Origin of the sequence: Novosphingobium sp., from assembly GCF_041905565.1 — a bacterium.
Classification (GTDB): domain Bacteria; phylum Pseudomonadota; class Alphaproteobacteria; order Sphingomonadales; family Sphingomonadaceae; genus Novosphingobium.
In genome coordinates this window covers 106,493-127,880 of the sequence record NZ_JAYRKX010000002.1, presented here as the reverse complement: position 1 = coordinate 127,880, position 21,388 = coordinate 106,493, and the positions used below count along the sequence as shown (strand labels likewise).

Here is a 21,388-nt window from a genome sequence, read left to right as displayed (position 1 = left end):
GCGGAATTCAGGGGGCGCCCGTGGCCGTTGCCGCGGGCGTTCCAGCATTTGGCTCTGCACTTTCGGGTCTGTGGCGGGCTGGTCTGCGATCGGGCGGCGGGTTCCACCAACCGTGCTGGCCCTGGCCCTGCGCCACGCTGCGCACTTCTCCATCCGTCAGATCGATGGCCAGCCCCCCGCTCTGCGACAGGAACCGGCGGTCGGCCTTGAGCCAGCGCGGGCGGCAGGAGCGCGGCAGGTAGCGCTCGGAGATCACCACGTCCGCGCGTTCGCAGGCTGCGGCCAGAGCGCGCTCGGCGGTCAGATCATCGCCGCGTGATAGTAGCAGTTGCCAGTCACGCCCGCCCCGGTTGAGGCGGATTGCACAGAAGTCAGCATTGCAGCGCGCCCCGGGCCAGTCTTCAAGGGCGCGGACATCGCCGCTCATTCCCGCCAGTTCAGTCAGGTTTTCGAGCGCATAGCCGCCCCGTCCCGGGCGCAGCACCAGCAATTCGCTGGCCTCTCCCGTGATGCCGACATGGCGGCCATCGCCAGACACCAGCAGGTCTGGCGGACGCAGCGTTACCAGCAGGAGCACGCCCAGCGCCGCCGGAACCAGGCCCAGCATTCGCACCCGGCCACTCCACAGTGCCAGCCACAGCCCGCCGGCCACGAATAGCAGGAACGCCCCCTCGCCCATGGCCGGCATGCTGCTGACCGCACCAGGCATGGCCGCCGTCCAGTGCGCCAGCGCCAGCAGCAGCTCCAGCGACTTGCCGGTCAGCCACCAGACCGGCGCGCCTGCACCAATGGTATCGAACAGCAGCGCCAGCGCGATCAGCGGCATCGATGCCAGCGTGGTCAGCGGGATGGCGATGACATTGGCCAGCGCGCCGTAAACCCCGGCCTGGTGAAAGTGGAACAGTCCGATCGGCATCAGTGCCAGTTCGATCACCACCCCGGTCAGCAGCAACATCGCCACATGGCGCAGCTGCCGCGCCCACCACGGCTCCTCGCGCGGGGCGAGGAAGGCGCGCACCGGCGCGGCGCCGTGCAACGCGACAATAGCGATAACGGCCGAGAAGCTCATCTGGAAACTTGGCCCAACCAGTGCTTCGGGCCAGAACACCAGCACCAGAAAGGCCCCCACCGCGACCAAGCGCAAGGACAGGGGCTCCCGCCCAAGCACCAGGGCCAGCAGCACCAGCACCGCGCCGATGCACGAGCGCACCGTCGGCACCTCTGCCCCGGTCAGCAGGGTATAGCCGATCCCGGCCGCCGCCCCGGTCGCTGCGGCAAGCAGTGGTACCCGCACGCGCAGCGCCAGCCATGGCCAGGCGGCGAACAGTCGTCCGGCCAGGAAATAGATCGCCGCGATCACCGCGCTGACATGCAGCCCGCTGATCGACAGCAGGTGAGTCAGCCCCGAATTGCGCATCGCCTCCTCGTCAGCCGGGGCAATCGCGCCCCGGTCGCCGCTGGCAAAGGCCGCGGCCAGCGCGCCGGGCGAGCCATCAAGCCGTTCGCGCACATGGCGCGACAGCGCACGCTGCGCCCGGCCGAGCCCTGTCCCGCTGTCACCCGGAGCCAGGATCGCGACCTTGCCCACCACGCTGCCAGTTGCCGCGATTCCCGCGAACCATGCAGTGCGGGCAAAGTCATAGCCGCCTGGCAGCATCGGCGAGGCTGGCGGCATCAGCCGCGCACGCAGCTGCACCCGGGCCCCCTCGGTCAGCCCGATCAGATCACTGTCGGCATCGAGATTGACCCGCACCTTGATCGCCCGGCCGGTCCCTGGCTCACGCGTGGCAAGCAGCATTCGCACGCGGTGCTCGGCTGGTTGATCAGCACGGTCCAACACCTTGCCGACCAGGGTAACCACCATCGGCCGCTCGATCGCTCGGGTTCCGACCAGCGCCGACTTGGCCCAGACCAGGGCGCAGCCCATGGCCATTGCCAAGGCCATCGCCGCAAGTGCCTGGCGCGCAAAGGGAAAGCGCCCATCCTCGCGCAACATGAGCAACGACGCGCTGCCCAAGGCAGCCAATCCGCACAGCAGCGCAAGCCACTGCGCCGCGCTGTCCAGGGCGAACCACGCCGCGATCCCGACGGCAAAGGCCACCACCAGCCAAGGCGCGCGGTCAAACCCGGCCCTCGCAAGGAATTGTTCAAGGTGCGCAAGGCCGCTTGCCAAGTTCGCGCGCATGCGCCAATGGCCATGTTGCAGTGCAGCGCCCGTCGGCGCAGGACTGTCCATGGGCACGGGCGGGATCGCATCGCTGGCCATGGACACACAACAACAGGATGGATCGGGTAATGGCAAGTGGCGGCGTGACAGGCGGAGCAGCGGCAAGCGGCCGCGACGTCGTGACTCGCTTTGCCCCCTCGCCCACCGGCTACCTGCACATCGGCGGCGCACGAACCGCACTTTTCAACTGGCTTTATGCCCGCCACCACGGCGGCAAGTACCTGCTGCGGATCGAGGATACCGACCGCGCCCGTTCCACCGAACCGGCAATCGAAGCGATCTTCGACGGCTTGGAATGGCTGGGTCTGGCTGGCGATGAACCCGCAACCTTCCAGTTCGCCCGGTCGGATCGCCATGCCGAGGTGGCGCAGGCGCTGCTCGACGCAGGCCATGCCTATCGCTGCTATCTGACGCCCGAGGAACTCCAGGCGCGGCGCGAAGCCGCCCAGGCTGAACGCCGCACCTTCCGCATCGACAGCGAATGGCGCGATGTCGATCCCGCCACCTGGCCGGCGGACAAGCCTTATGTCGTGCGGATAAAGGCCCCGCGCGAGGGCGAGACGACGATCGATGACCAGGTGCAGGGCACGGTCACCGTCAGCAACGCCGAACTCGACGATTTCGTGCTGCTGCGTTCGGACGGCACCCCCACCTACATGCTGGCCGTGGTGGTCGATGATCACGACATGGGCGTGACCCATGTGATCCGCGGTGACGACCATCTCAACAACGCGTTCCGCCAACTGGTGATCATCCGCGCAATGCACGCGGTGGAGGGCGGCTGGCCTGATCCGATCTACGCTCACGTTCCGCTGATTCACGGCCACGACGGCGCCAAGTTGTCGAAGCGCCACGGCGCGCTGGGCGTCGATGCCTATCGCGACGAACTGGGTATTCTGCCCGAAGCGATGTTCAACTATTTGCTGCGCCTCGGCTGGGGCCACGGCGACGACGAGCTTATCGACCGTCAACAGGCGACCGAATGGTTCGACATCGCCCATGTCGGCAAGAGCCCGTCGCGGTTTGACCTGGCCAAGCTGCAGAACCTCAACGGGCATTACCTGCGCGAGGCGGACGACGCGCGGCTGGCCGATCTGGTTGCCCCGCGCATGGCGGGCGAGGTCGATCTGGCGCTGCTGACCCAGGCGATGCCGGTGCTGAAAGTCCGAGCCAAGGACCTGAACGAGCTGGCCGCCGGAGCCGCCTTCCTGTTCGCCCAGCGCCCGCTGGTGCTGGAACCCAAGGCCGAGGCCCTGCTGACCGACGACGCGCGCGGCCTGCTGGCGCAGGTTCACGCCCGCTTCGACGCGGAAAACGGCTGGACAAGCGAAGGGCTGGAAGTAAGCCTGAAAGCAATGGCGGAAGAGCTCGGACTCGGGCTTGGCAAGCTTGCGCAACCCCTTAGGGCGGCGCTAACGGGGCAGACAACTTCCCCGGGTATTTTCGATGTGCTGGTTCTGCTGGGGCGGGACGAAAGCCTGGCGCGGATTGCCGCGCAGGCCCGGTCCGCCTGAAGCGCGATCCGTTTGTTAGGAGTAGATAGGGTGGGCAATCAGGTGAAGGTGAACACCGGCAACGGTGAGTTCGAATACCCCGTGCTTTCGGGCAGCGTCGGTCCGGACGTGATCGACATCCGCAAGCTCTATGGCCAGACCGGCATGTTTACCTATGACCCGGGCTTCACCAGCACGGCCAGCTGCGAAAGCGCGCTGACTTATATCGATGGTGATGAAGGCGTCCTGCTGCACCGCGGCTATCCGATCGGTCAGCTGGCCGAACAGTCAAGCTTCATGGAAGTCAGCTACCTGCTGCTCAACGGCGAACTGCCGAGCAAGACCGAGCTCGACAACTTCACCCGCACGATCAGCCGCCACACCATGGTGCACGAGCAGCTGACCAGCTTCTACAAGGGCTTCCGCCGCGATGCGCACCCGATGGCGATCATGTGCGGCGTGGTCGGTGCGCTTTCGGCCTTCTACCATGACAGCACCGATATTTCGGATCCGGTCCAGCGGCGCATCGCCAGCCACCGCCTGATCGCGAAGATGCCGACGATCGCAGCGATGGCCTACAAGTATTCGGTTGGTCAGCCGTTCATCTATCCGGACAACAAGCTGTCCTACACCGGCAACTTCCTGAAGATGACCTTCGGCGTTCCGGCCGAGGAATACGAAGTCATTCCGGCCGTCGAAAGCGCGATGGACAAGATCTTCATCCTGCATGCCGACCACGAACAGAACGCCTCGACCAGCACCGTGCGTCTTGCTGGCTCGTCGGGCGCCAATCCGTTCGCCTGCATCGCGGCGGGGATCGCCTGCCTGTGGGGTCCGGCGCATGGCGGCGCGAACGAAGCCGCGCTCAACATGCTCAAGGAAATTGGCACCCCCGACAAGATCCAGCACTACATCGAGCGCGCCAAGGACAAGAACGATCCGTTCCGCCTGATGGGCTTCGGCCACCGCGTCTACAAGAACTACGACCCGCGCGCGACCGTGATGCAGCAGACCGTGCGCGAAGTGTTCGACGCGCTGAAGGTCAACGACCCGCTGTTCGAAACCGCGCTGCGGCTTGAGGAAATCGCGCTCAGCGATCCTTACTTCATCGAAAAGAAGCTGTTCCCCAACGTCGACTTCTATTCGGGGATCATCCTGTCGGCGATCGGTTTCCCGACCGACATGTTCACCGTGCTGTTCGCTCTCGCCCGCACCGTTGGCTGGGTCGCGCAGTGGAACGAAATGATCAGCGACCCCGGCCAGAAGATCGGTCGTCCGCGCCAGCTCTACACCGGGCCGACCCAGCGCGATTATCTTGCCATCGACAAGCGCTGAGCTTTGACCGATGCTGTCCCCGGCGGGTGCCCAGACAGAGGCGACCCGCCGGGAGACACGGTAAATGGCTGCAATCCGTCTGTTGTTAAGCGTGATCGCCGTACTGGCGATTGCCATGGGCCTGCTGTGGGTGGGCCAGGGCCTGGGCCTGATCATGTGGCCCAGTTCCAGTTTCATGCTGGCCGACCGCCAATGGGCGGTGAACGGTTCAATCCTCGCCGGGCTGGGCGCTGTCGGTCTGTGGCTGCTGCGCCGTCGTCGGGCGTGAGGCCAGCAGATCGGCCGGCACGCCGAGGATAAAGCGCGCACCCTGTCCGGGAGCGCTTTCCACGCTCAGGTCACCGCCCATCGCCCGTGCCAGCCGGCGCGAGATGTAAAGGCCGAGGCCCGATCCGCCATCCTCGCCGCTGCGGCCCAGTCGTTCGAACTTCTCGAACACCTTGCCCTGCTGATCCTGTGACAGGCCAGGCCCTTGATCGGCCACGATCAGGCGTGCCCGTGTGCCGGCATCTTCCAGCCTGATCCACACCTGCGAATTGTCCGGGGCATAGCGGATCGCATTGCCGACCAGGTTAAGCAGCACCTGCAGCACGCGGCGGAATTCCGCGATGGCAGGCAAATGCTCGCCCTGCTTGGGCGCATCGATCACGATCCCGCGCTCCTGCGCCCTCACCCCCAGGATCCCCGCGGCGCGGCGCGCCACGTCGGCCAGGTCGATGCGGTCGGGCGCGGTGTTGAAATCGTCGGATTCGACCACTTCAAGGTCAGCCAGGTCCTCGACCAGCGAAAGGAGGTGCTGCCCCGCCGCAGCAATATCGGCGGCGTACTGGCTATATTCGTCGGCCAGCGGCCCGGCGAGGCGCGTGCGGATCGTCTCCGCATTGGCAATGATCCGCGCGATCGGCTGGCGCAGCACCGGAGCAATGTCGCGCCCAACCAGGCCGGGGCCGTTCTGCGGCATGACATTGGCGGGCAATACTGCGCTGGGGGCCACCAGTGTCTCGGCCAGCGGCGTCTCAGCGGTCAGACACAATTCGAACCCGGCCGGTTCCGCGCCGGGGCTGGCCTGCGGAAACAGGCTGGCGCGCCAGCTGCGCTCCGATCCGGGAATGGCAATCACGGCGCCGTCCAGCAGCCGCCAATGCAGCGGCTGGCGGTGCACGTTGCCTTCAATCGTGACGAAATCGGTCCAGGGCAGCCCCGGGCCGGCACGCATCCGCTCGGCGAGGTCGACAAGGTCCGCCGCACCGGCCTCTGCGGCAAGAACGCCTTGTCCGGCATCGAGCCGGGCCGTGAATTCGGCCACGGTGCGATCGATTGCGGCGCGCCGTTCAGCCGTGGCGGCCATGTCCTCAGGCGGCAAGGGCACAGCCTGCCAACTGCGCAGGGCAATCTGGCACACACCATCGGCCTGCGGCTCGATCTCGACCCAGGCGGTGACCTGGTTCTGCCCATCGGTAGCACGCATCACCCGGGCCAGCTTCAGGCCATAAGCGCGCGCCTTGCGCACCTGCTCGAGCAGCGCCGGGATCGCCACGGTGCCTGGCAGCTCCCCGCCACAGCGCAAGTGCAGGCCGGCCAGCGGCTCGTCCGCGCTGACCAGGCGGTCGGCGGCGTCAACGGTGGCGCGGGCCAGAGGGACGGCCTGGGCTGTCATGGTTCAGCCGCCGAACACCACGGCGGAACTGGCCAGCAAGGCCGCCGCGCGGTCCGATCCGAGCGATTCGAACCCGTCGGGCAGCGCCACTTCGGGATGCAGCGAAACAAATTGCTCCTCGACCGCGGCGGGCTTGAGCCCGGATGCCCGCAGCGCCAACGCCAGACGCGCCAGTTGCCCTTCGTTCGTGGCCAGCACCGCCAGGTCACGGTCCTGGCCAGAGGCAATCGACAGGGCGGACAGGAACAAGGCCACCCCGGCATGGCTGATCGACAGCGCGGCCGTGGCCCCCGCCCCCATCCCCGTGATGATCCTGGCCATCAGCCCAAGCCGCCCGCGCGCTTCGTCATAGTCGGCGCGCAAGCTGGCCTCGGCTGCCGCGGCCAGATCGTCGCGCCCACCGGAAACTGCGTGCAAGGTGTGAATCGCGACATGGAACAGGTCACCCGGCAGTTCGGCCAGGGATAGCTGCATGCGGCGCTGGGCCTGCGCGAAGCGGGCCTGCGCGGCAAGCACGGACATTGCGCCGCCCGCCATGGCTGTATCCGGCGAAGCGATCAGTGCCTGCAGCAGCGGGGAAAGCACCGGATCGAGGCTGAGCCGGGCCTCGAGCCGTTCGGTCAGCTGCCATTCCAGTGCCAGGGCATGAACATGCGACAGGAACTGGGAATGCGTGACGAAAGCAGCAGTAATGGCCTGGCGCTGCTCGGCCGGATGCCGGCCATCGCCTTCAAGCCCGCTCGCAACCGCGAGCGCATCCAGCAACTGGCGCGCCAGATCATCCATCATCCCCCGAACCCGGGCGACGATTTCATCGCTGAACAACGAATGGTCATCATTGTTCAACAAGTGCCGCAGGATGGGCGCAACCGTGCCAAGCAGGGCATCGGCATGGGCCAAGTCTTCCCGCAAGGCGGTTTCCACGGGAACAGCGTTCATGAACTGGGCAGCGTTGTGGTTCATGCATGCTGCCATAGCCTCGCTTGGTTAAGCTCACGTTAGCTCAGAATCTCCGCGCGGGATGAGGATTCCTGCCAGCGCAAGGCCAATCGCCAGGGCGCGAACCGCTTCATCACCCAACCCCGAGATGGTCGCTCCGGCCAGCAAGACAGCCAGCAATGCGCGATCGTCGAGCCACGCCCCCCAGCGCATGCCCAGCGTGCGCGGGAGAATGCGCAGCAGCGCCACTAGCATGATACCCGGAAAATAGCGCACGTACTGTGGCACCATCGCCGGCAAGTCCGACCCCCAGGCGATCAGGGCCACCACGATCCCGTCCAGCAACCAGCCATAGGCTGCGTCGCTGCTCAGCGCTCGCGAGGCTTCGGCCCGCTGGTCGTCCTCGATCCGGGCCAGCAGAATCGCAGCATGCCTCAGGATCCAGCCCAGTGCGCAGGCCCCTAGTCCCAGCGGGACCAGGCCGAACCACCCCGCACCCAGCCCCAGCAACGCCAGCAGCGCCGCGCCGATCGCCAGCATCCCGGCCCCGCTACCTGCATGGAGCAACGCCGGGCCAAACCGCCGCACGCTGGCCAGCGCCAGCCAGCGCGATGGCCCCAGCGGGCGGTCCTGGTGGGTACGCAGACGGATCCATAGCGGCTCCAGCGCCAGCGCGTCAGCCTCTTGCCGAACTAGCGACCAGATCGGCCCGCGCTGGCCGGCGCCCGGGATCGGCCGCTGCGGCACCCCAGCCTGGAGCGCAATCCGCTGCAGCGCCGAAATCGCGTTGCAGTCAGCTGGCAACTCGGCCAGTCGCTCCACCAGTCGGCCCGGAATGCGCATCGCGCCGGCGCTGGCATGGTTGAGGTCGATCCGTTCGAACCCGGCATCCAGCCCCTGTTCAACCGGCTGCACCAGCACCCCTTGCCCTCGCCCCAGCAAGGTGGCCAGTTCTGCGCCCGGGGCCAACAGGCCATCGTCCAGCGCAATCACCTCGTCAGCGGCGGTCACCAGTCCCGACAGCGCGCGCGGCGCGGAAATCACGTGAAAACTTGCTCCGGCCTTTTCCACCAGGTGCTGCAATTCGACCAGTTCCGGGCTGATGCCGCTGCCCAGGCAGACCACCCGTTCGCATTCCAGCGCCAGCACCAGGCGCAATTGCTGGCGCAGCACGCTCGCTCCGCCGACGCGCAGCATCGCGCGCGGGGTATTGCCCGCGGGAACCGGTTCAATCGTGGATAACAGGGCGACCCGCAGCGTCTTGCTCCGCGCATGGGGATTGGGACGCAGGGTTTAGAGCTTCGGCTGGCCGCTGCCAAGCCATCACGAGTCTAGGCCGCGGCGAACTCGTCCAGAAAGGCCTTGATCCGGCGCAGCACGGCAGGATCGCCGGGCGCTCCGTCCAGCGCCTCGTCGGCCAGATCCATCAGCGGTTCGGCGTGAAAGCTGGCCGCCAGCCCCTTCAGGCGCAGCGCAGCCATCTGCCAGTTGGCATCGCAGCGCGAGCGCCGCAACAGGTCCAACTGGCGCGCGGCGCTTTCCGTGAAAGCCAGGCGCAGTTCGGCAAACAGTGCGGAATCCTCACCTGCTGCCGCCGCAAGGGTCGCGTCCAGTGCTCCTGCTTCGTAAGCCATTTCTCCCGATTAGTGCGATTTGGTTAAAGTGGGGTTTATCCACAGCGGGCCGCCGTGTTATCCCTGCGCGATGACCAGGGGATCACGGATTGTCGCCATCGATGCATCTGCCGAACAGGCCGCAGCAATCGAACCGCCTGCCAGCCTGGAAACGCCCCTCAAACTTGAGGAAGTGTGGGAGGACGCCGCGCCTGCCCTGGCCCGCCCATGGCGCCTGATCGCAGCAGCGTGCCTGGCAGTTGGCGCTGTGATCGGCTGGACCGTGCTGTTCGTCATGGTCAATCTGGAAGCCATGGCCGCAGGCGGTTCACCCGCGCAGTGGGCGGCGTGGATCGGTGACTATTGCGGCCCGGTGCTGCTGGTCGGCGTGGCCTGGCTGCTGGCGATGCGCAGCAGCCGGCGCGAAGCGCTGCGTTTTGGCGAAACGGCCCGGTTGCTCAGCGACGAATCCACCCGGCTTGAAACCCGCCTGATCACCGTGAACCAGGAATTGAGCCTGGCGCGCGAATTCATTTCCGCCCAGGCCCGCGATCTTGAGGCGTTGGGCCGGATCGCGGCCGAGCGGCTGGGCGAGAATGCCGACCGGCTCGCCGACCTGGTCCGCGACAACGGCCTGCGGATCGACGCGATCGGCGATGTCAGCAGCGCGGCGCTGGAAAACATGGAAAAGCTGCGCGGGCAGCTGCCGGTGATCGCCAGTTCCGCCAAGGACGTCACCAACAACATCGCTGCCGCCGGTCGCACCGCCCATGGCCAGCTTGAGGACATGATCGCCGGGTTCAACAAGCTCAACGATTTCGGCCAGGCGAGCGAACGGCAGGTGCTCTCGCTCAAGGCACTGGTCGAAAACACCCTTTCGGAATTCATCCGCCAAACTGACCAGCTCGATACCATCACCGGCCAGCGCTTCGCCGCGTTGGGCCAGCAGAGCGAGGAATTCCGCACTCGCCTGGATGGGCACGAAGTGGAAGCGCTGGCCGCAGTCCGCAGCCGCGCCAGTGCCATGGCGACCGAACTGGAACGCGCGCGCGAACTGCTCGACACGCAGGAAGCCGAAAGCCTCACCTCGCTGCGTGCGCGGCTCAGCGCGGTGCGCGATGAAGGGGCTGTGATCGGGCGTTCGCTGCGCGAGGCGGAAGCGACCGCTTTGGAAAGCTGGCGGGACGCGATTGTCCGGCTGGAAGAACAGCTGCGCGAAGCCATCGCCAAGATCGCCGATGTCGATGCCAAGGCGCTGGAAACCGCGCGCAGCCGACTGAGCGAACTCGCCAGGGAAGCGGAAGATGCCGACTCCCGCATGGCCGAGCGCGACCGTCTGTTCGCCGAAGAAATCGAACGTCGGCGCGACGAAATTGCCGCCCAGGGCGAAGCCTTCAGCGAGCGCCTGAACGCGCAGCTCGCCCAGCTTGACGCTGCCATTGCCGAACGCCGGGCCGAGCAGGATAACCACGGCCGCAAGATGGCGGAGCATGGCGAGGCGATTGCCGCGCAGCTTGGCGACTTTGCCGCGCGAATGGGCGAGGCCGCCGATCACGCGCGTGACGTCGAACAAGGCACCGCGAGCAGCCTTGCCCGCCTGACCGAGAACCTGACGCTGAGCCGCGCGGCGCTGGCCGGGACGGATACCGCAGTCAAACAACTGACCGACAACAGCGTGCGGCTGCTCGAACTGATCCAGGCCAGCGTACAGCACAGCAGCAACGATCTGCCTCAGGCCATGCAGCACAGCGAAGCTCGCCTGCGTGAGATCGAGGAGCGCGCCGCCGCCCTCAAGAGCCTGCTTGTCGAAGCCGAAGGCCAGGGCAGCGCCCTCACCGGTCACATCCAGCAAGGTCAGGCCATGCTGGCCGGCGCGCTGGGCGAGATCGAGATGCTGCATGGACGGATCGGTGGCCATGTCAGCGAACATGGCGAAGAGCTGACCCGGCTGTCCCGCTCCCTCGAACAGATCCGCAGCGAAAGCGAGGCCCTGTCCGGTCACGCGCAAGGTGAACTCAAGGTCTCGATCGAAGCATTGAACGCCGCCGCCAGCTCGGCCGTTGCCGAGATCGGCGAAATGAGTGCCGCCTCGATCAAGTCGCTGGCCGAACGGCTGGGCGAAGACAGCGCCCAGGCAATCGAGCAGGCGATGCGCAGCCGCGCCGCCGAAGTGGCCGGGCAACTTGAACTTGCCGCGGAACAGGCCGCCGGGGTCAGCCGCGAGGCGGCTATCCAGCTGCGCGACCAACTGGCCAAGGTCAACGAACTGGCGGGGCATCTCGAACGCCGGGTCGCCCATGCCCGCAGCCGCGCCGAGGAGCAGGTCGACAACGACTTTGCCCGCCGGGTGGCGCTGATCACCGAATCACTCAATTCGAACGCCATCGACATCGCCAGGGCGATGGACGTCGATGTCTCAGACAGCGCCTGGGCGGCTTACCTGCGCGGGGATCGCGGCGTATTCACGCGCCGTGCGGTCAAGCTGCTCGACACGCCCGAGGCCAAGTCGGTCACCCGCCTCTACGAACACGATCACGATTTCCGCGAACATGTCAGCCGCTACATCCACGATTTCGAAGCCATGTTGCGGCAGCTCCTGTCCACGCGGGATGGCCATGCGCTGGGGGTCACCCTGCTGTCCTCCGACATGGGCAAGCTCTACGTCGCGCTGGCCCAGGCAATCGAGCGGCTCCGCAAGTAGCGCAGTCTATTGGCCGATCAGGCCCGGGAACCAGCGGGTAATGTCGAGGTCTTCGATGCTGATCCAGCCATTGGTGTAATTGGCGTAATAGAGCGCGAAGAACACCAGCCCCAGCACCGAGGCGCGCCGAGCAATCTTGCGCGGATCGAAATGCGCGGGGGCGCTCTGCGCCTGGCCGGGCACCTTCGGCAAGCCGGCCTCATCGTGGGTGCGCACGCCGAACGGCAGCATGAAGATCGCCGCCATCACCCAGAACAGCGCATAGATCGCAATCATCGACGTCAGCTTCATCGCCTCAGGCCTCCGGCAGGATAACGCGCACCTGGGGCTTCTTGCCGGACCAGCGCGTTGCGGCGCGGCGGGCGGCAAGCCGCGCCACTTCGGTAATGGCATCGCGGTCATGCCGCTGCCCGCCCTTGAGCTTTGTCAGGGCCACGGCCACATCCTCGCGCGCTTCCGCGACGAATTCGTCATAGTCCTCGTCCAGCGGCAGGCCGATGCCTTCAACATGAACACGGCCCTTGCCGTCGAGCACCACGATCACCAGTCCGTTGTAAGCGAGGCGGCGGCGCATCACCATAGCCTCGCCATCGGCGGGAACGATCAGGTCGCCGTCCAGCACCAGGCGGCCAGCGCGCACCTCGCCGAACTTGCCGGGCTTACCAGGGGCAAGCCGGACCAGATCGCCGTTCTGCTGGACCACCGTCTGCCTGATCCCGCAAGACTTGCCGAGCCGGGCCTGCTCCTTCATGTGCCGCACTTCACCGTGCACTGGCATCAGTATCTGCGGCCTCAGCCAGCCATAGAGCGCTTCTAGTTCTGGCCGGCCGGGGTGGCCCGAAACGTGGATTTCGGCCTGGCGGTCGGTCACGATCACGACGTCACGTGCCGCCAGGCGGTTCTGGATCCGGCCGATCGCCAATTCGTTGCCGGGGATCTGACGGCTGGAAAACAGCACAACGTCGCCCGCTTCCAGCCCGATCTGGTGGCTGTCCTCGGCAATCCGCGCCAGCGCGGCGCGTGGCTCGCCCTGCCCGCCAGTCGCCACGATCAGGACTTCGCCGCGCGGCAGGTTCATTGCCGTGTCGAAATCGACCGTTTGCGGAAAGTGCTTGAGATAGCCCGACGCCTGCCCGGCGCGGATGATCCGGTCGAGCGAGCGTCCGGCCACGCACAACCGCCGGTTCGCCGCCTCGGCCACTTCGGCCAGCGTCTGCAACCTGGCGACATTCGAGGCGAAAGTGGTCACCAGCACGCGGCGGCCCTGGTGACGGCGCACTTCATCCAGCAGCGCCTGCCGCACTGCGCCTTCGGACCCGGAGGCGGAAGGATTGAACACGTTGGTCGAATCGCAGACCAGCGCCAGCACGCCTTCGTCGCCAATTTGGGTCAGCTGCGCCGGGGTTGCAGGCGTACCGATCAGCGGCTCATCATCCAGCTTCCAGTCGCCGGTATGGAAAATCCGCCCCTGCGGCGTTTCGATCACCAGCGCGTTACCTTCGGCGATCGAATGGGCCAGCGGGACGTAGCGGATGCCGAAGGGGCCCAACTGGAACGGATCGAGGTGGTCGATCACCTTGAGTTCAACGTCGCCGGCAATGCCCGCTTCGGCCAGTTTTTCGTTGACCAGGCGAGCGGTGAACGGCGTGGCATAGAGCGGCACGCCCAGTTCCTTGGCGAAATAGGGCACCGCGCCGATGTGATCCTCGTGCCCGTGGGTCAGGACGATACCAACGAGGTCCTTGCGGCGCTCCTCGATGAATTCAAGATCGGCAAAGACCAGTTCGACGCCGGGATATTCGGTCCCGCTGAAGGTCATCCCCAGATCGACCATCAGCCACTTGCCCTCGCAGCCATAGAGATTGACGTTCATGCCAATCTCGCCCGAGCCGCCGAGCGCGCAAAACAGGAGTTCCTTGCCGGGTCTGGTCATCACGCGGCCCTGCTGGCCTTTTCCGCCAGGATCGCCATGCCTTCCAGCGTCAGGTCGGGATCGACCGCGTCGAACAGGCTGGTGTGCTTCTGAAACAGGATGGCGAGCCCCCCGGTGGCGATCACCTTGGCCGGGCGGGCAATTTCCGCGCGCATCCGGGCGATCAGCCCTTCCATCATCGCAACATAGCCCCAGAACACCCCGATCAGCATCTGGTCCTCGGTGTTGCGGCCGATCACGCTGTCATTGCGCGGACTTTCGATGGCGATGCGCGGCAGCTTGGCGGTGTTGCCAACCAGCGCGTCGAGCGACAGGTTGATCCCCGGGGCGATCGAGCCGCCCTTGTAGGCGCCATTGAAGTCGATCACGTCAAAGGTGGTGGCCGTGCCGAAATCGACCACGATCAGATCGCCCGGATACTTCGCATGGGCGGCAATCGCATTGACTGCCCGGTCAGCACCTAGCGAGCGCGGTTCGTCCACGTCGATCTCCATGCCGTAGTCGACCGGCGCGATCCCGGCGACCAGCGCGGGGACCTTGAAATACTTGTCGGCCAGCACCTGCAGGTTGTGCAGCGCGCGCGGCACGACGGTGGAAATGATGATCTGGGTGATCGCACTGCGCTCCACCCCCTCGATTTCAAGGAGCTGCATCAGCCACACGGCATATTCGTCGCCGGTGCGGCGCGGATCGGTCGCGATGCGCCAGCGCGCCTTGATCGTGCGGCCTTCGAACAGCGCGAAGACGACATTGGTGTTCCCGACATCGACGGCGAGCAGCATGGTATGATCCTCAATTGCCAGGGGCGAGGCGAACCTCGCCAGCGTGGATGACACGCGTCGTGCCGTCAGCCAAGCGCAGTTGCAAGGCCCCATCTGCGGCCAGCCCCGCGAAAGTGCCGCGCAAGGGCTCCTCACCCGGTTCGCCGACCAGCAAGGGCGTGCCCTCGGCATGGCCCGCGGCCATCCAGCGGCGGACCAGCGGCTCCAGCCCGAAGGTGCGCCAGCGTTCAACTTCCCGGGCGAAGTTACGGGCCAGCGCTTCGGCAAACAGGTCACGGTCTGGCGCCGGGCCGAAGGTAGACAGCGCGATCGTCTCCCTGCCAGCCACCGTGGGGGCCTGAGCCAGGTTGACGCCAATGCCGACGATGATCCCCTGCCCCGCCCCTTCGAGCAGGATGCCGCACAGCTTGGCGCCGCCAATAAGCACGTCGTTCGGCCATTTCAGCACGGCCCGGTGTGGCGGCGGAATCACCGACGAGACTGTTTCGAAGACCGCCAGGCCAGCGACCAACGCCAGAGTACCGGGCAGCGGATCGCCCGGGCGGCGCTCGATCCAGGTCGAACCCATGAAATTGCCCAGGCCGTCAAACCAAGCCCGCCCCTGGCGGCCGCGCCCGGCAGTCTGGCGGTCGGCAACCAGCCAAACGCCCTCGCGCAGGGCCTCACCCGCCGCCACGCGGCAGGCAAGGTCGGCATTGGTTGAGCCGGTTTCGGCGACCGTGTGGATCAAGCGGCGTGGAACAACGCCGCGGCAGCAGCAGCGGCCAGGCCACCCAGGCACTTGGTCAGCAGATACCCGGCGGGCGAGATGAACAGCGCCGATGCGGCGAGCAGCGCCTGGTGAATCCAGTCGCTGTACCCCACAGCCTTCATCGCCGGTTCGTCGAAGTACATCAACTTGACCACCTTGAGGTAGTAGAAGGCGCCGATCACGCTGGCGGCAATCCCGATCACGGCGAGCGGCAGCAGCCCGGCTTCGACCGCGGCCTGGAACACCACGAACTTGCCCCAGAAGCCGAACAGCGGCGGAATGCCCGCCAGGCTGAACATCACCATGGCAAGACACGCCGCGAGCACCTTGCGATGGCTCGACAGGCCGGCCATGTCGGCAATCTGTTCAACGGGGTTGCCGTTCTCGTCCTTGAGCATCAACACGGCAACGAAGCCGCCGATGGTCATCGCGACGTAGATCGCCAGGTAAACCAGCATGCCCGCAGCCCCCGCGGGCGTAGCCGCAGCAAGACCGATCAGCAGGAAGCCGACGTTGTTGATCGACGAATAGGCCAGCAGGCGCTTGATATTCTGCTGCCCGATGGCCCCCAGCGCACCGACCACGATCGACGCCAGCGCGGCAAAGATCACGATCTGCTGCCAGGCCGAAACCTGGCTGCCGAACGCTTCGAGCGCGACCCGCATGGTCAGCGCAAGGGCCGCAACCTTGGGCGCCGACGCGAAGAAGGTGGTGACCGGGGTGGGCGCGCCTTCATAAACGTCAGGCGTCCACATGTGGAACGGCACGGCGCTGATCTTGAAGGCAAGGCCGGCCAGCACAAAAGTCACGCCGAACAGCGCGCCGGTGGATACCCCGCCCTGCAGCGCGGCCGAAATGCCTGCGAAGCTGGTGGTCCCAGTGAAGCCATAAGTCAGGCTCATCCCGAACAGCAGGATCCCGCTGGCAAGCGCGCCGAGCACGAAGTACTTGAGCCCCGCTTCGGCCGAACGGTCATCGTCCTTGAGGAAAGCGGCCAGCACATAGGCGGCGAGCGAGTTGAGCTCGAGCCCGATGTACAGAGTCAACAGGTTCGTTGCCGAAACCATGATCCCCATGCCGGCCGTCGCGAACAGCACCAGCACCGGGTATTCCGGGCGGTAGCCGCGCACACGCTCGAAGAAAGCAGGCGCGACCAGCAGCGAAGCGCCAGCGGCAGCATAGATCAGCAGCTTGGCATAAGAAGCGAAGGCATCAGCCGTGAAAAGGCCGTAGAAGGCCAGCGTTTCGGCTCCGCGCGCGCCGCCGAACGCCCAGGGCGCAACGATCGCCGCAGCCACGGCCAGGGTGGCAACTGCAAGCCAGGTGATCGCGCGGGCATCCCGCGCAGTCTTGGCCCAGGCCGAGCCGAGCAGTAGGACCAGGCCCGCAACGCTCAACAGTTCTTCAGGCGCAACCAGGCGCAGTGACTGGGACCAGTCCATTAGTGCGCCCCCCCATGCTGCGCAGGTTCGTGGTGTTCACCGGCCGCCTTCGGCTTGCCGGCAGTGAGCTTCGCATCGCCTTCCGGGCGTGCCTGCGACAGCCGGGCGTCAAGCGCGGCAATGTCCTGGCGCATCGGGGCAAGGAAGCTTTCGGGATAAACGCCCATCCACAGCACGGCGGCGGCAATGGGCGCAAGCATCACCAGCTCACGCGCCGACAGGTCGGGCATGGCGGCGGCATCGGCGTTCTTCTGTTCACCAAAGGCGATGCGCCGATAGAGGTAAAGCATGTAACCCGCCCCCAGGATCACTCCGCTCCCGGCAACGAAAGCCACCCAGCTTGAAGTCTGGTAGATCCCCGCCAGAGCGAGGAATTCGCCCACGAAGCCGCTGGTCGCCGGCAAGCCGACCGAGGCCATGGTGAACAGCATGAAGAGCAGGGCATACTTGGGCATGTTGATCGACAGCCCGCCGTAGCGATCGATCTCACGGGTGTGCAGGCGATCGTAGATCACGCCAACGCACAGGAACAGTGCGCCCGAAACCAGGCCGTGGCTAAGCATAACGATCATCGCGCCTTCCAGCCCCTGGACGTTGAAAGCGAACAGCCCGACCGTGACAATCGCCATATGCGCGACCGACGAATAGGCGATCAGCTTCTTCATGTCGCTTTGCACCAGGGCGATCAACGAAGTGACCACCACCGCGATCATCGACAGCGCGAAGACCAGCCAGGCAAAATGCGCACTAGCCTCGGGGAACATCGGCAGGCTGAAGCGAATGAAGCCATAGCCGCCCATCTTCAGCAGCACGCCGGCCAGGATCACCGAACCGGCGGTCGGGGCCTGTACGTGCGCGTCCGGCAGCCAGGTGTGAACCGGCCACATCGGCATCTTCACCGCAAAGCTGGCGAAGAAGGCCAGCCACAGCCACTTCTGCGCCTCGACCGGGAAGTTGTATTCCATCAGCGTCGGAATGTCGGTCGTGCCGGCTTCGTTCACCATCCACAGCATGGCGATCAGCATCAGCACCGAACCCAGCAGGGTGTAGAGGAAGAACTTGTAGCTGGCGTAGATCCGATCCGCACCGCCCCAGATGCCGATGATCAGGTACATCGGGATCAGCCCGGCTTCGAACATGATGTAGAACAGGTACAGGTCCTGCGCCGCAAACACGCCGATCATCAGCGCTTCCATCAGCAGGAAGGCCGCCATGTATTCGCCCACGCGCTTCTCGATCGAAGCACTGGCAAGGATGCAGATCGGCATCAGGAACACCGACAGCTCGATCAGCATCAGGGCGATGCCATCGATCCCGAGTTTCCACGAGAAGCCCGCGAACAGGGCCGCGTTTTCCTGGAATTGCCAGCGCGCGCCGCCGACATCGAACTGGCTCCACAGAACCAGGCCAAGCGCAAGGTCGATCAGGGTCGCCACCAGCGCAACGGTCCGCGCGGTGCGGCCATCGACCAGCAGACAGGCCACCGCACCCAGCAGCGGCACGGCCAGCATCAGCGAAAGGATGTGATTCAACATATCAGTGCACCATCACCCAGCTGATTGCCGCCGTCAGGCCCAGCAGCATGACCAGGGCATAGGAATAGAGGTAACCCGACTGGACCTTCTTTGCGGCGCGGCTGCCCTGCGCGACCACCCAAGCCGCGCCGTTGGGACCGAACCGGTCAATCAGGCCGATGTCGCCCAGCTTCCAGAACTTGTCCCCCAGCCAGAAGGCGGGACGGACGAACAGGAAGTTGTACAGCTCGTCGAAGTACCACTTGTTAAAGACGAACTGGTGGACCACGCCGAGCTGCTCGACAAAGGCGGCAGGCAGCTTCGGATTGCGGATATAGGCGAACCAGGCGGTGACGAAGCCCAGGGCCATCACCACGAAGGGCGCCCACTTCACCCAGATCGGCACGCCGTGCATGTGGTGGATCAGCTCTTCGCTGAACGCCACGCTGCCCTGCCAGAAGTGCCCGGCCCCTTCGCTGATGAACGAATGGTGGAACACGTAACCGGCGAAGATCGCGCCCAGGGTCAGCACGCTCAGCGGGACCAGCATGTTGATCGGGCTTTCATGCGGGTGATAGCCTGCCGTGCCGTCATCATCATGGGCATGGCCATGATCGTCGTGCCCGTGAGCGTGATCACCGTGACCGTGCGCGTCATGGACAGCGTGCTGGATATGCTCGCTCATCGCCCAGCGCGGCTTGCCGTAGAAGGTCAGGAAGACCAGGCGCCACGAGTAGAAACTGGTCAGCAATGCCGCCAGGATCCCCATCCAGAACCCGAAACGACCGCTGTCGCTGGCCGAGGCATAGGCCGCCTCGAGGATCGAGTCCTTCGAATAGAAGCCCGCGAAACCGAACACGTCGACGATGCCCAGCCCCGTGATCGCCAGGGTACCGGCAAGCATCGCGTAGTAAGTCAGCGGGATGTGCTTACGCAGGCCGCCGTAATAACGCATGTCCTGTTCGTGGTGCATGGCGTGGATCACCGAGCCCGCGCCCAGGAACAGCAGCGCCTTGAAGAAGGCGTGGGTGAACAGGTGGAACATCGCCGCACCCGGCGCACCGACGCCCGCAGCGACGAACATGTAGCCCAGCTGCGAACAGGTCGAATAGGCGATGACGCGCTTGATGTCCCACTGCGTGGTGCCAATCGTCGCCGCGAAGAACAGTGTCGCCGCGCCGACATAGGTGACGACCTGCATCGCGGTTTCGCTGGTCTGGAACATCGGCGACAGGCGGCAAACCATGAACACGCCTGCGGTCACCATGGTCGCGGCGTGGATCAGCGCCGACACCGGGGTCGGGCCTTCCATCGCGTCGGGCAGCCAGGTGTGCAGGCCAAGCTGCGCCGACTTGCCCATCGCGCCGATGAACAGCAGGATGCACAGGATCGTCATCGTATCCCACTGCGTGCCGAGGAAATGGATGGTCGACCCAGCCATCGACGGCGCGCGCACCAGAATTTCCGGGATCGAAACGGTGTTGAACACCAGGAAAGTGCCGAAGATCCCCAGCATGAAGCCAAGATCACCGACGCGGTTGACCACGAAAGCTTTGATCGCCGCAGCGCTGGCCGAAGGCTTCTTGAACCAGAAGCCGATCAGCAGGTAAGAGGCCAAGCCCACCCCTTCCCAGCCAAAGAACATCTGGACCAGGTTGTCGGCGGTCACCAGCATCAGCATGGCGAAAGTGAACAGGCTGAGATAGGCAAAGAACCGCGACTGATCCGGGTCTTCGGCCATGTAACCCCAGCTGTAGAGGTGAACCAGCGCCGAGACGGTGGTGATCACCACCAGCATGATCGCGGTCAGCGTGTCGACACGCAGCGCCCAGTCAAAGGTCAGGCTGCCCGAGCGGACCCATTGCAGCACCTGCACGACCTGCGGTTCGGCATGACCGGACACGAAGCTGATGAAGATCGGCCACGACAGCGCGCAGCTGATGAACAGCCCGGCGGTGGTCACCGACTTGGCCAGAGTGTTGCCCAGCGCGCGATTACCCAGCCCGGCGATGACCGAGGCGAGCAGCGGCAGGAAAACGATGAGGAGGATCGGATTCACGAGTCTCTTACCCCTTCATCTGGTTGACGTCGTCGACGGCGATGGTGCCGCGATCACGGAAGTAGATCACCAGAATCGCGAGGCCGACAGCCGCTTCACCGGCCGCCACGGTCAGCACGAACATGGCGAAGATCTGCCCCGTCAGGTCGTGCAGAAAGCTGCTGAAAGCGACCAAGTTGATGTTCACCGCGAGCAAGATCAGTTCGATTGCCATCAGAATGATGATGACGTTCTTGCGGTTGAGGAAGATCCCCAGCACGCCCAGCACGAACAGGACCGAGCTGACGATGACGTAATGTTCGATGCCGATCATCAGAGCTGGACCCCCTTGCCCACTTCCGGCTTGACGTTGACCGTCGCTTCATCAGGACGGCGCGCGATCTGCTTGGCCACGTCCTGGCCGCGCACCCCGCCGCGCTGGCGGTGGGTCAGCACAATCGCGCCGACCATGGCGACCAGCAGGACGATACCTGCCGCTTCGAACAGGAACAGGTACTTGCTGTAGAGCAGCGCCCCGATCGCTTCGATGTTGCTCGCACCAGGCGCTGGCGCGGCAGAGCCATCGGCAGTACCGAGCTCAAGCGCGCCGGTGCGATAGGCGCCGACGCCGATTACCAGTTCACCCAGGATCACCAGCGCGAGCAGCATGCCCAGCGGGAAATTGCGGATGAAGCCGGCCCGCAGCGTCGCGAAATCGATGTCGAGCATCATCACGACGAACAGGAACAGCACCGCGACCGCGCCGACATAGACGATGACCAGCAGCATCGCGATGAATTCGGCGCCGCACAGCACCATCAGGCCGGCAGCGTTGAAGAAAGCCACGATCAGCCACAGCACCGAATGGACCGGATTGCGCGACAGGATCGTGAAGGCCCCGGCGGCAATCGTCAGGGCGGCGAACAGATAGAAGGCGATGACCTGGATCATGATAGCGCGCGC

Annotated in this window: 18 protein-coding genes; 4 read left to right on the top strand and 14 right to left on the bottom strand. The window is 65.4% G+C overall.

Annotation, left to right across the window (positions count from 1 at the left end; translation table 11 throughout):
• Window positions 1–7: 7 nt before the first annotated feature.
• Window positions 8–2,266: a ComEC/Rec2 family competence protein gene (locus tag ACE3N9_RS02490; protein ID WP_374280530.1), complete on the bottom strand. Its 2,259-nt coding sequence runs from the start codon at window positions 2,264–2,266 to the stop codon at window positions 8–10.
• A gap of 29 nt (window positions 2,267–2,295) precedes the next feature.
• Here ACE3N9_RS02490 and gltX point away from each other — a divergent pair, with 29 nt between their 5' ends.
• From gltX to ACE3N9_RS02475, 3 genes are all read left to right on the top strand, one after another.
• Complete coding sequence (gltX, locus tag ACE3N9_RS02485; protein WP_374280528.1) at window positions 2,296–3,741, top strand: glutamate--tRNA ligase; 1,446 nt, start codon at window positions 2,296–2,298, stop codon at window positions 3,739–3,741.
• Between the two features lie 30 nt (window positions 3,742–3,771).
• A complete protein-coding gene (locus tag ACE3N9_RS02480; protein WP_374280526.1) occupies window positions 3,772–5,055 on the top strand; it encodes a citrate synthase in 1,284 nt (427 codons plus the stop codon).
• Between the two features lie 64 nt (window positions 5,056–5,119).
• Window positions 5,120–5,323, top strand: coding sequence for a hypothetical protein (locus ACE3N9_RS02475; protein ID WP_374280524.1), 204 nt, complete (start codon window positions 5,120–5,122; stop codon window positions 5,321–5,323).
• On the opposite strand, the gene ACE3N9_RS02470 is transcribed toward ACE3N9_RS02475, so the two are convergent.
• The 4 genes from ACE3N9_RS02470 to ACE3N9_RS02455 all read right to left on the bottom strand — a co-directional run bounded on the left by ACE3N9_RS02470 (window position 5,264) and on the right by ACE3N9_RS02455 (window position 9,285).
• A complete protein-coding gene (locus ACE3N9_RS02470) occupies window positions 5,264–6,712 on the bottom strand; it encodes a sensor histidine kinase (RefSeq protein ID WP_374280522.1) in 1,449 nt (482 codons plus the stop codon). The genes ACE3N9_RS02475 and ACE3N9_RS02470 overlap by 60 nt on opposite strands.
• Window positions 6,713–6,715: 3 nt before the next feature.
• Window positions 6,716–7,651 (bottom strand): hypothetical protein, encoded by a 936-nt coding sequence (locus ACE3N9_RS02465; protein ID WP_374280520.1) that lies wholly within the window; start codon window positions 7,649–7,651, stop codon window positions 6,716–6,718.
• Window positions 7,652–7,705: 54 nt separating this feature from the next.
• Window positions 7,706–8,848 carry a hypothetical protein gene (locus ACE3N9_RS02460; RefSeq protein ID WP_374280518.1) on the bottom strand — a complete coding sequence of 381 codons (1,143 nt, stop codon included), beginning with the start codon at window positions 8,846–8,848 and terminating at the stop codon, window positions 7,706–7,708.
• A gap of 134 nt (window positions 8,849–8,982) precedes the next feature.
• On the bottom strand, window positions 8,983–9,285 hold the full coding sequence (locus ACE3N9_RS02455; RefSeq protein ID WP_374280516.1) for an Hpt domain-containing protein: 303 nt from the start codon (window positions 9,283–9,285) through the stop codon (window positions 8,983–8,985).
• Window positions 9,286–9,355: 70 nt separating this feature from the next.
• Between ACE3N9_RS02455 and ACE3N9_RS02450 the strand changes: the two genes are divergently transcribed.
• Window positions 9,356–11,965, top strand: a complete 2,610-nt coding sequence (locus tag ACE3N9_RS02450; RefSeq protein WP_374280514.1) for an ATPase — start codon at window positions 9,356–9,358, stop codon at window positions 11,963–11,965.
• A gap of 6 nt (window positions 11,966–11,971) precedes the next feature.
• Here ACE3N9_RS02450 and ACE3N9_RS02445 read toward each other — a convergent pair whose 3' ends face one another.
• From ACE3N9_RS02445 to ACE3N9_RS02405, 9 genes are read right to left on the bottom strand one after another with little or no spacing between them, the layout of a single operon-like run.
• Window positions 11,972–12,256 (bottom strand): DUF1467 family protein, encoded by a 285-nt coding sequence (locus tag ACE3N9_RS02445; RefSeq protein ID WP_374280512.1) that lies wholly within the window; start codon window positions 12,254–12,256, stop codon window positions 11,972–11,974.
• Between the two features lie 4 nt (window positions 12,257–12,260).
• Window positions 12,261–13,898 carry a ribonuclease J gene (locus tag ACE3N9_RS02440; RefSeq protein ID WP_374280510.1) on the bottom strand — a complete coding sequence of 546 codons (1,638 nt, stop codon included), beginning with the start codon at window positions 13,896–13,898 and terminating at the stop codon, window positions 12,261–12,263.
• The gene (locus tag ACE3N9_RS02435; protein ID WP_374280508.1) at window positions 13,898–14,680 is read right to left on the bottom strand and encodes a type III pantothenate kinase; all 783 of its coding nucleotides are present in this window, start codon (window positions 14,678–14,680) and stop codon (window positions 13,898–13,900) included. The genes ACE3N9_RS02440 and ACE3N9_RS02435 overlap by 1 nt, the downstream gene beginning before the upstream one ends.
• A 10-nt stretch (window positions 14,681–14,690) precedes the next feature.
• Window positions 14,691–15,410: a biotin--[acetyl-CoA-carboxylase] ligase gene (locus tag ACE3N9_RS02430; RefSeq protein ID WP_374280506.1), complete on the bottom strand. Its 720-nt coding sequence runs from the start codon at window positions 15,408–15,410 to the stop codon at window positions 14,691–14,693.
• Window positions 15,407–16,873 (bottom strand): NADH-quinone oxidoreductase subunit NuoN, encoded by a 1,467-nt coding sequence (nuoN, locus tag ACE3N9_RS02425; RefSeq protein WP_374280504.1) that lies wholly within the window; start codon window positions 16,871–16,873, stop codon window positions 15,407–15,409. The genes ACE3N9_RS02430 and nuoN overlap by 4 nt, the downstream gene beginning before the upstream one ends.
• Window positions 16,873–18,408: an NADH-quinone oxidoreductase subunit M gene (locus ACE3N9_RS02420; protein ID WP_374280503.1), complete on the bottom strand. Its 1,536-nt coding sequence runs from the start codon at window positions 18,406–18,408 to the stop codon at window positions 16,873–16,875. The genes nuoN and ACE3N9_RS02420 overlap by 1 nt, the downstream gene beginning before the upstream one ends.
• A gap of 1 nt (window position 18,409) precedes the next feature.
• Window positions 18,410–20,446, bottom strand: coding sequence for an NADH-quinone oxidoreductase subunit L (nuoL, locus tag ACE3N9_RS02415; protein WP_374280501.1), 2,037 nt, complete (start codon window positions 20,444–20,446; stop codon window positions 18,410–18,412).
• Between the two features lie 7 nt (window positions 20,447–20,453).
• Window positions 20,454–20,759: an NADH-quinone oxidoreductase subunit NuoK gene (gene nuoK / locus ACE3N9_RS02410; protein WP_374280499.1), complete on the bottom strand. Its 306-nt coding sequence runs from the start codon at window positions 20,757–20,759 to the stop codon at window positions 20,454–20,456.
• Complete coding sequence (locus ACE3N9_RS02405; RefSeq protein ID WP_374280497.1) at window positions 20,759–21,376, bottom strand: NADH-quinone oxidoreductase subunit J; 618 nt, start codon at window positions 21,374–21,376, stop codon at window positions 20,759–20,761. Before ACE3N9_RS02405 ends, nuoK begins: the two co-directional genes overlap by 1 nt.
• Window positions 21,377–21,388 lie beyond the last annotated feature (12 nt).

Excerpts from the sequence above, each read along its gene's own strand:
- ACE3N9_RS02490 (WP_374280530.1), bottom strand. The coding sequence starts at position 2,266 with ATGGCCAGCGATGCGATCCCGCCCGTGCCCATGGACAGTCCTGCGCCG.
- gltX (WP_374280528.1), top strand. The coding sequence starts at position 2,296 with ATGGCAAGTGGCGGCGTGACAGGCGGAGCAGCGGCAAGCGGCCGCGAC.
- ACE3N9_RS02475 (WP_374280524.1), top strand. The coding sequence starts at position 5,120 with ATGGCTGCAATCCGTCTGTTGTTAAGCGTGATCGCCGTACTGGCGATT.
- ACE3N9_RS02470 (WP_374280522.1), bottom strand. The coding sequence starts at position 6,712 with ATGACAGCCCAGGCCGTCCCTCTGGCCCGCGCCACCGTTGACGCCGCC.
- ACE3N9_RS02465 (WP_374280520.1), bottom strand. The coding sequence starts at position 7,651 with ATGAACGCTGTTCCCGTGGAAACCGCCTTGCGGGAAGACTTGGCCCAT.
- ACE3N9_RS02460 (WP_374280518.1), bottom strand. The coding sequence starts at position 8,848 with ATGCTGCGCGTCGGCGGAGCGAGCGTGCTGCGCCAGCAATTGCGCCTG.
- ACE3N9_RS02455 (WP_374280516.1), bottom strand. The coding sequence starts at position 9,285 with ATGGCTTACGAAGCAGGAGCACTGGACGCGACCCTTGCGGCGGCAGCA.
- ACE3N9_RS02450 (WP_374280514.1), top strand. The coding sequence starts at position 9,356 with ATGACCAGGGGATCACGGATTGTCGCCATCGATGCATCTGCCGAACAG.
- ACE3N9_RS02445 (WP_374280512.1), bottom strand. The coding sequence starts at position 12,256 with ATGAAGCTGACGTCGATGATTGCGATCTATGCGCTGTTCTGGGTGATG.
- ACE3N9_RS02440 (WP_374280510.1), bottom strand. The coding sequence starts at position 13,898 with ATGACCAGACCCGGCAAGGAACTCCTGTTTTGCGCGCTCGGCGGCTCG.
- ACE3N9_RS02435 (WP_374280508.1), bottom strand. The coding sequence starts at position 14,680 with ATGCTGCTCGCCGTCGATGTCGGGAACACCAATGTCGTCTTCGCGCTG.
- nuoN (WP_374280504.1), bottom strand. The coding sequence starts at position 16,873 with ATGGACTGGTCCCAGTCACTGCGCCTGGTTGCGCCTGAAGAACTGTTG.
- ACE3N9_RS02420 (WP_374280503.1), bottom strand. The coding sequence starts at position 18,408 with ATGTTGAATCACATCCTTTCGCTGATGCTGGCCGTGCCGCTGCTGGGT.
- nuoK (WP_374280499.1), bottom strand. The coding sequence starts at position 20,759 with ATGATCGGCATCGAACATTACGTCATCGTCAGCTCGGTCCTGTTCGTG.
- ACE3N9_RS02405 (WP_374280497.1), bottom strand. The coding sequence starts at position 21,376 with ATGATCCAGGTCATCGCCTTCTATCTGTTCGCCGCCCTGACGATTGCC.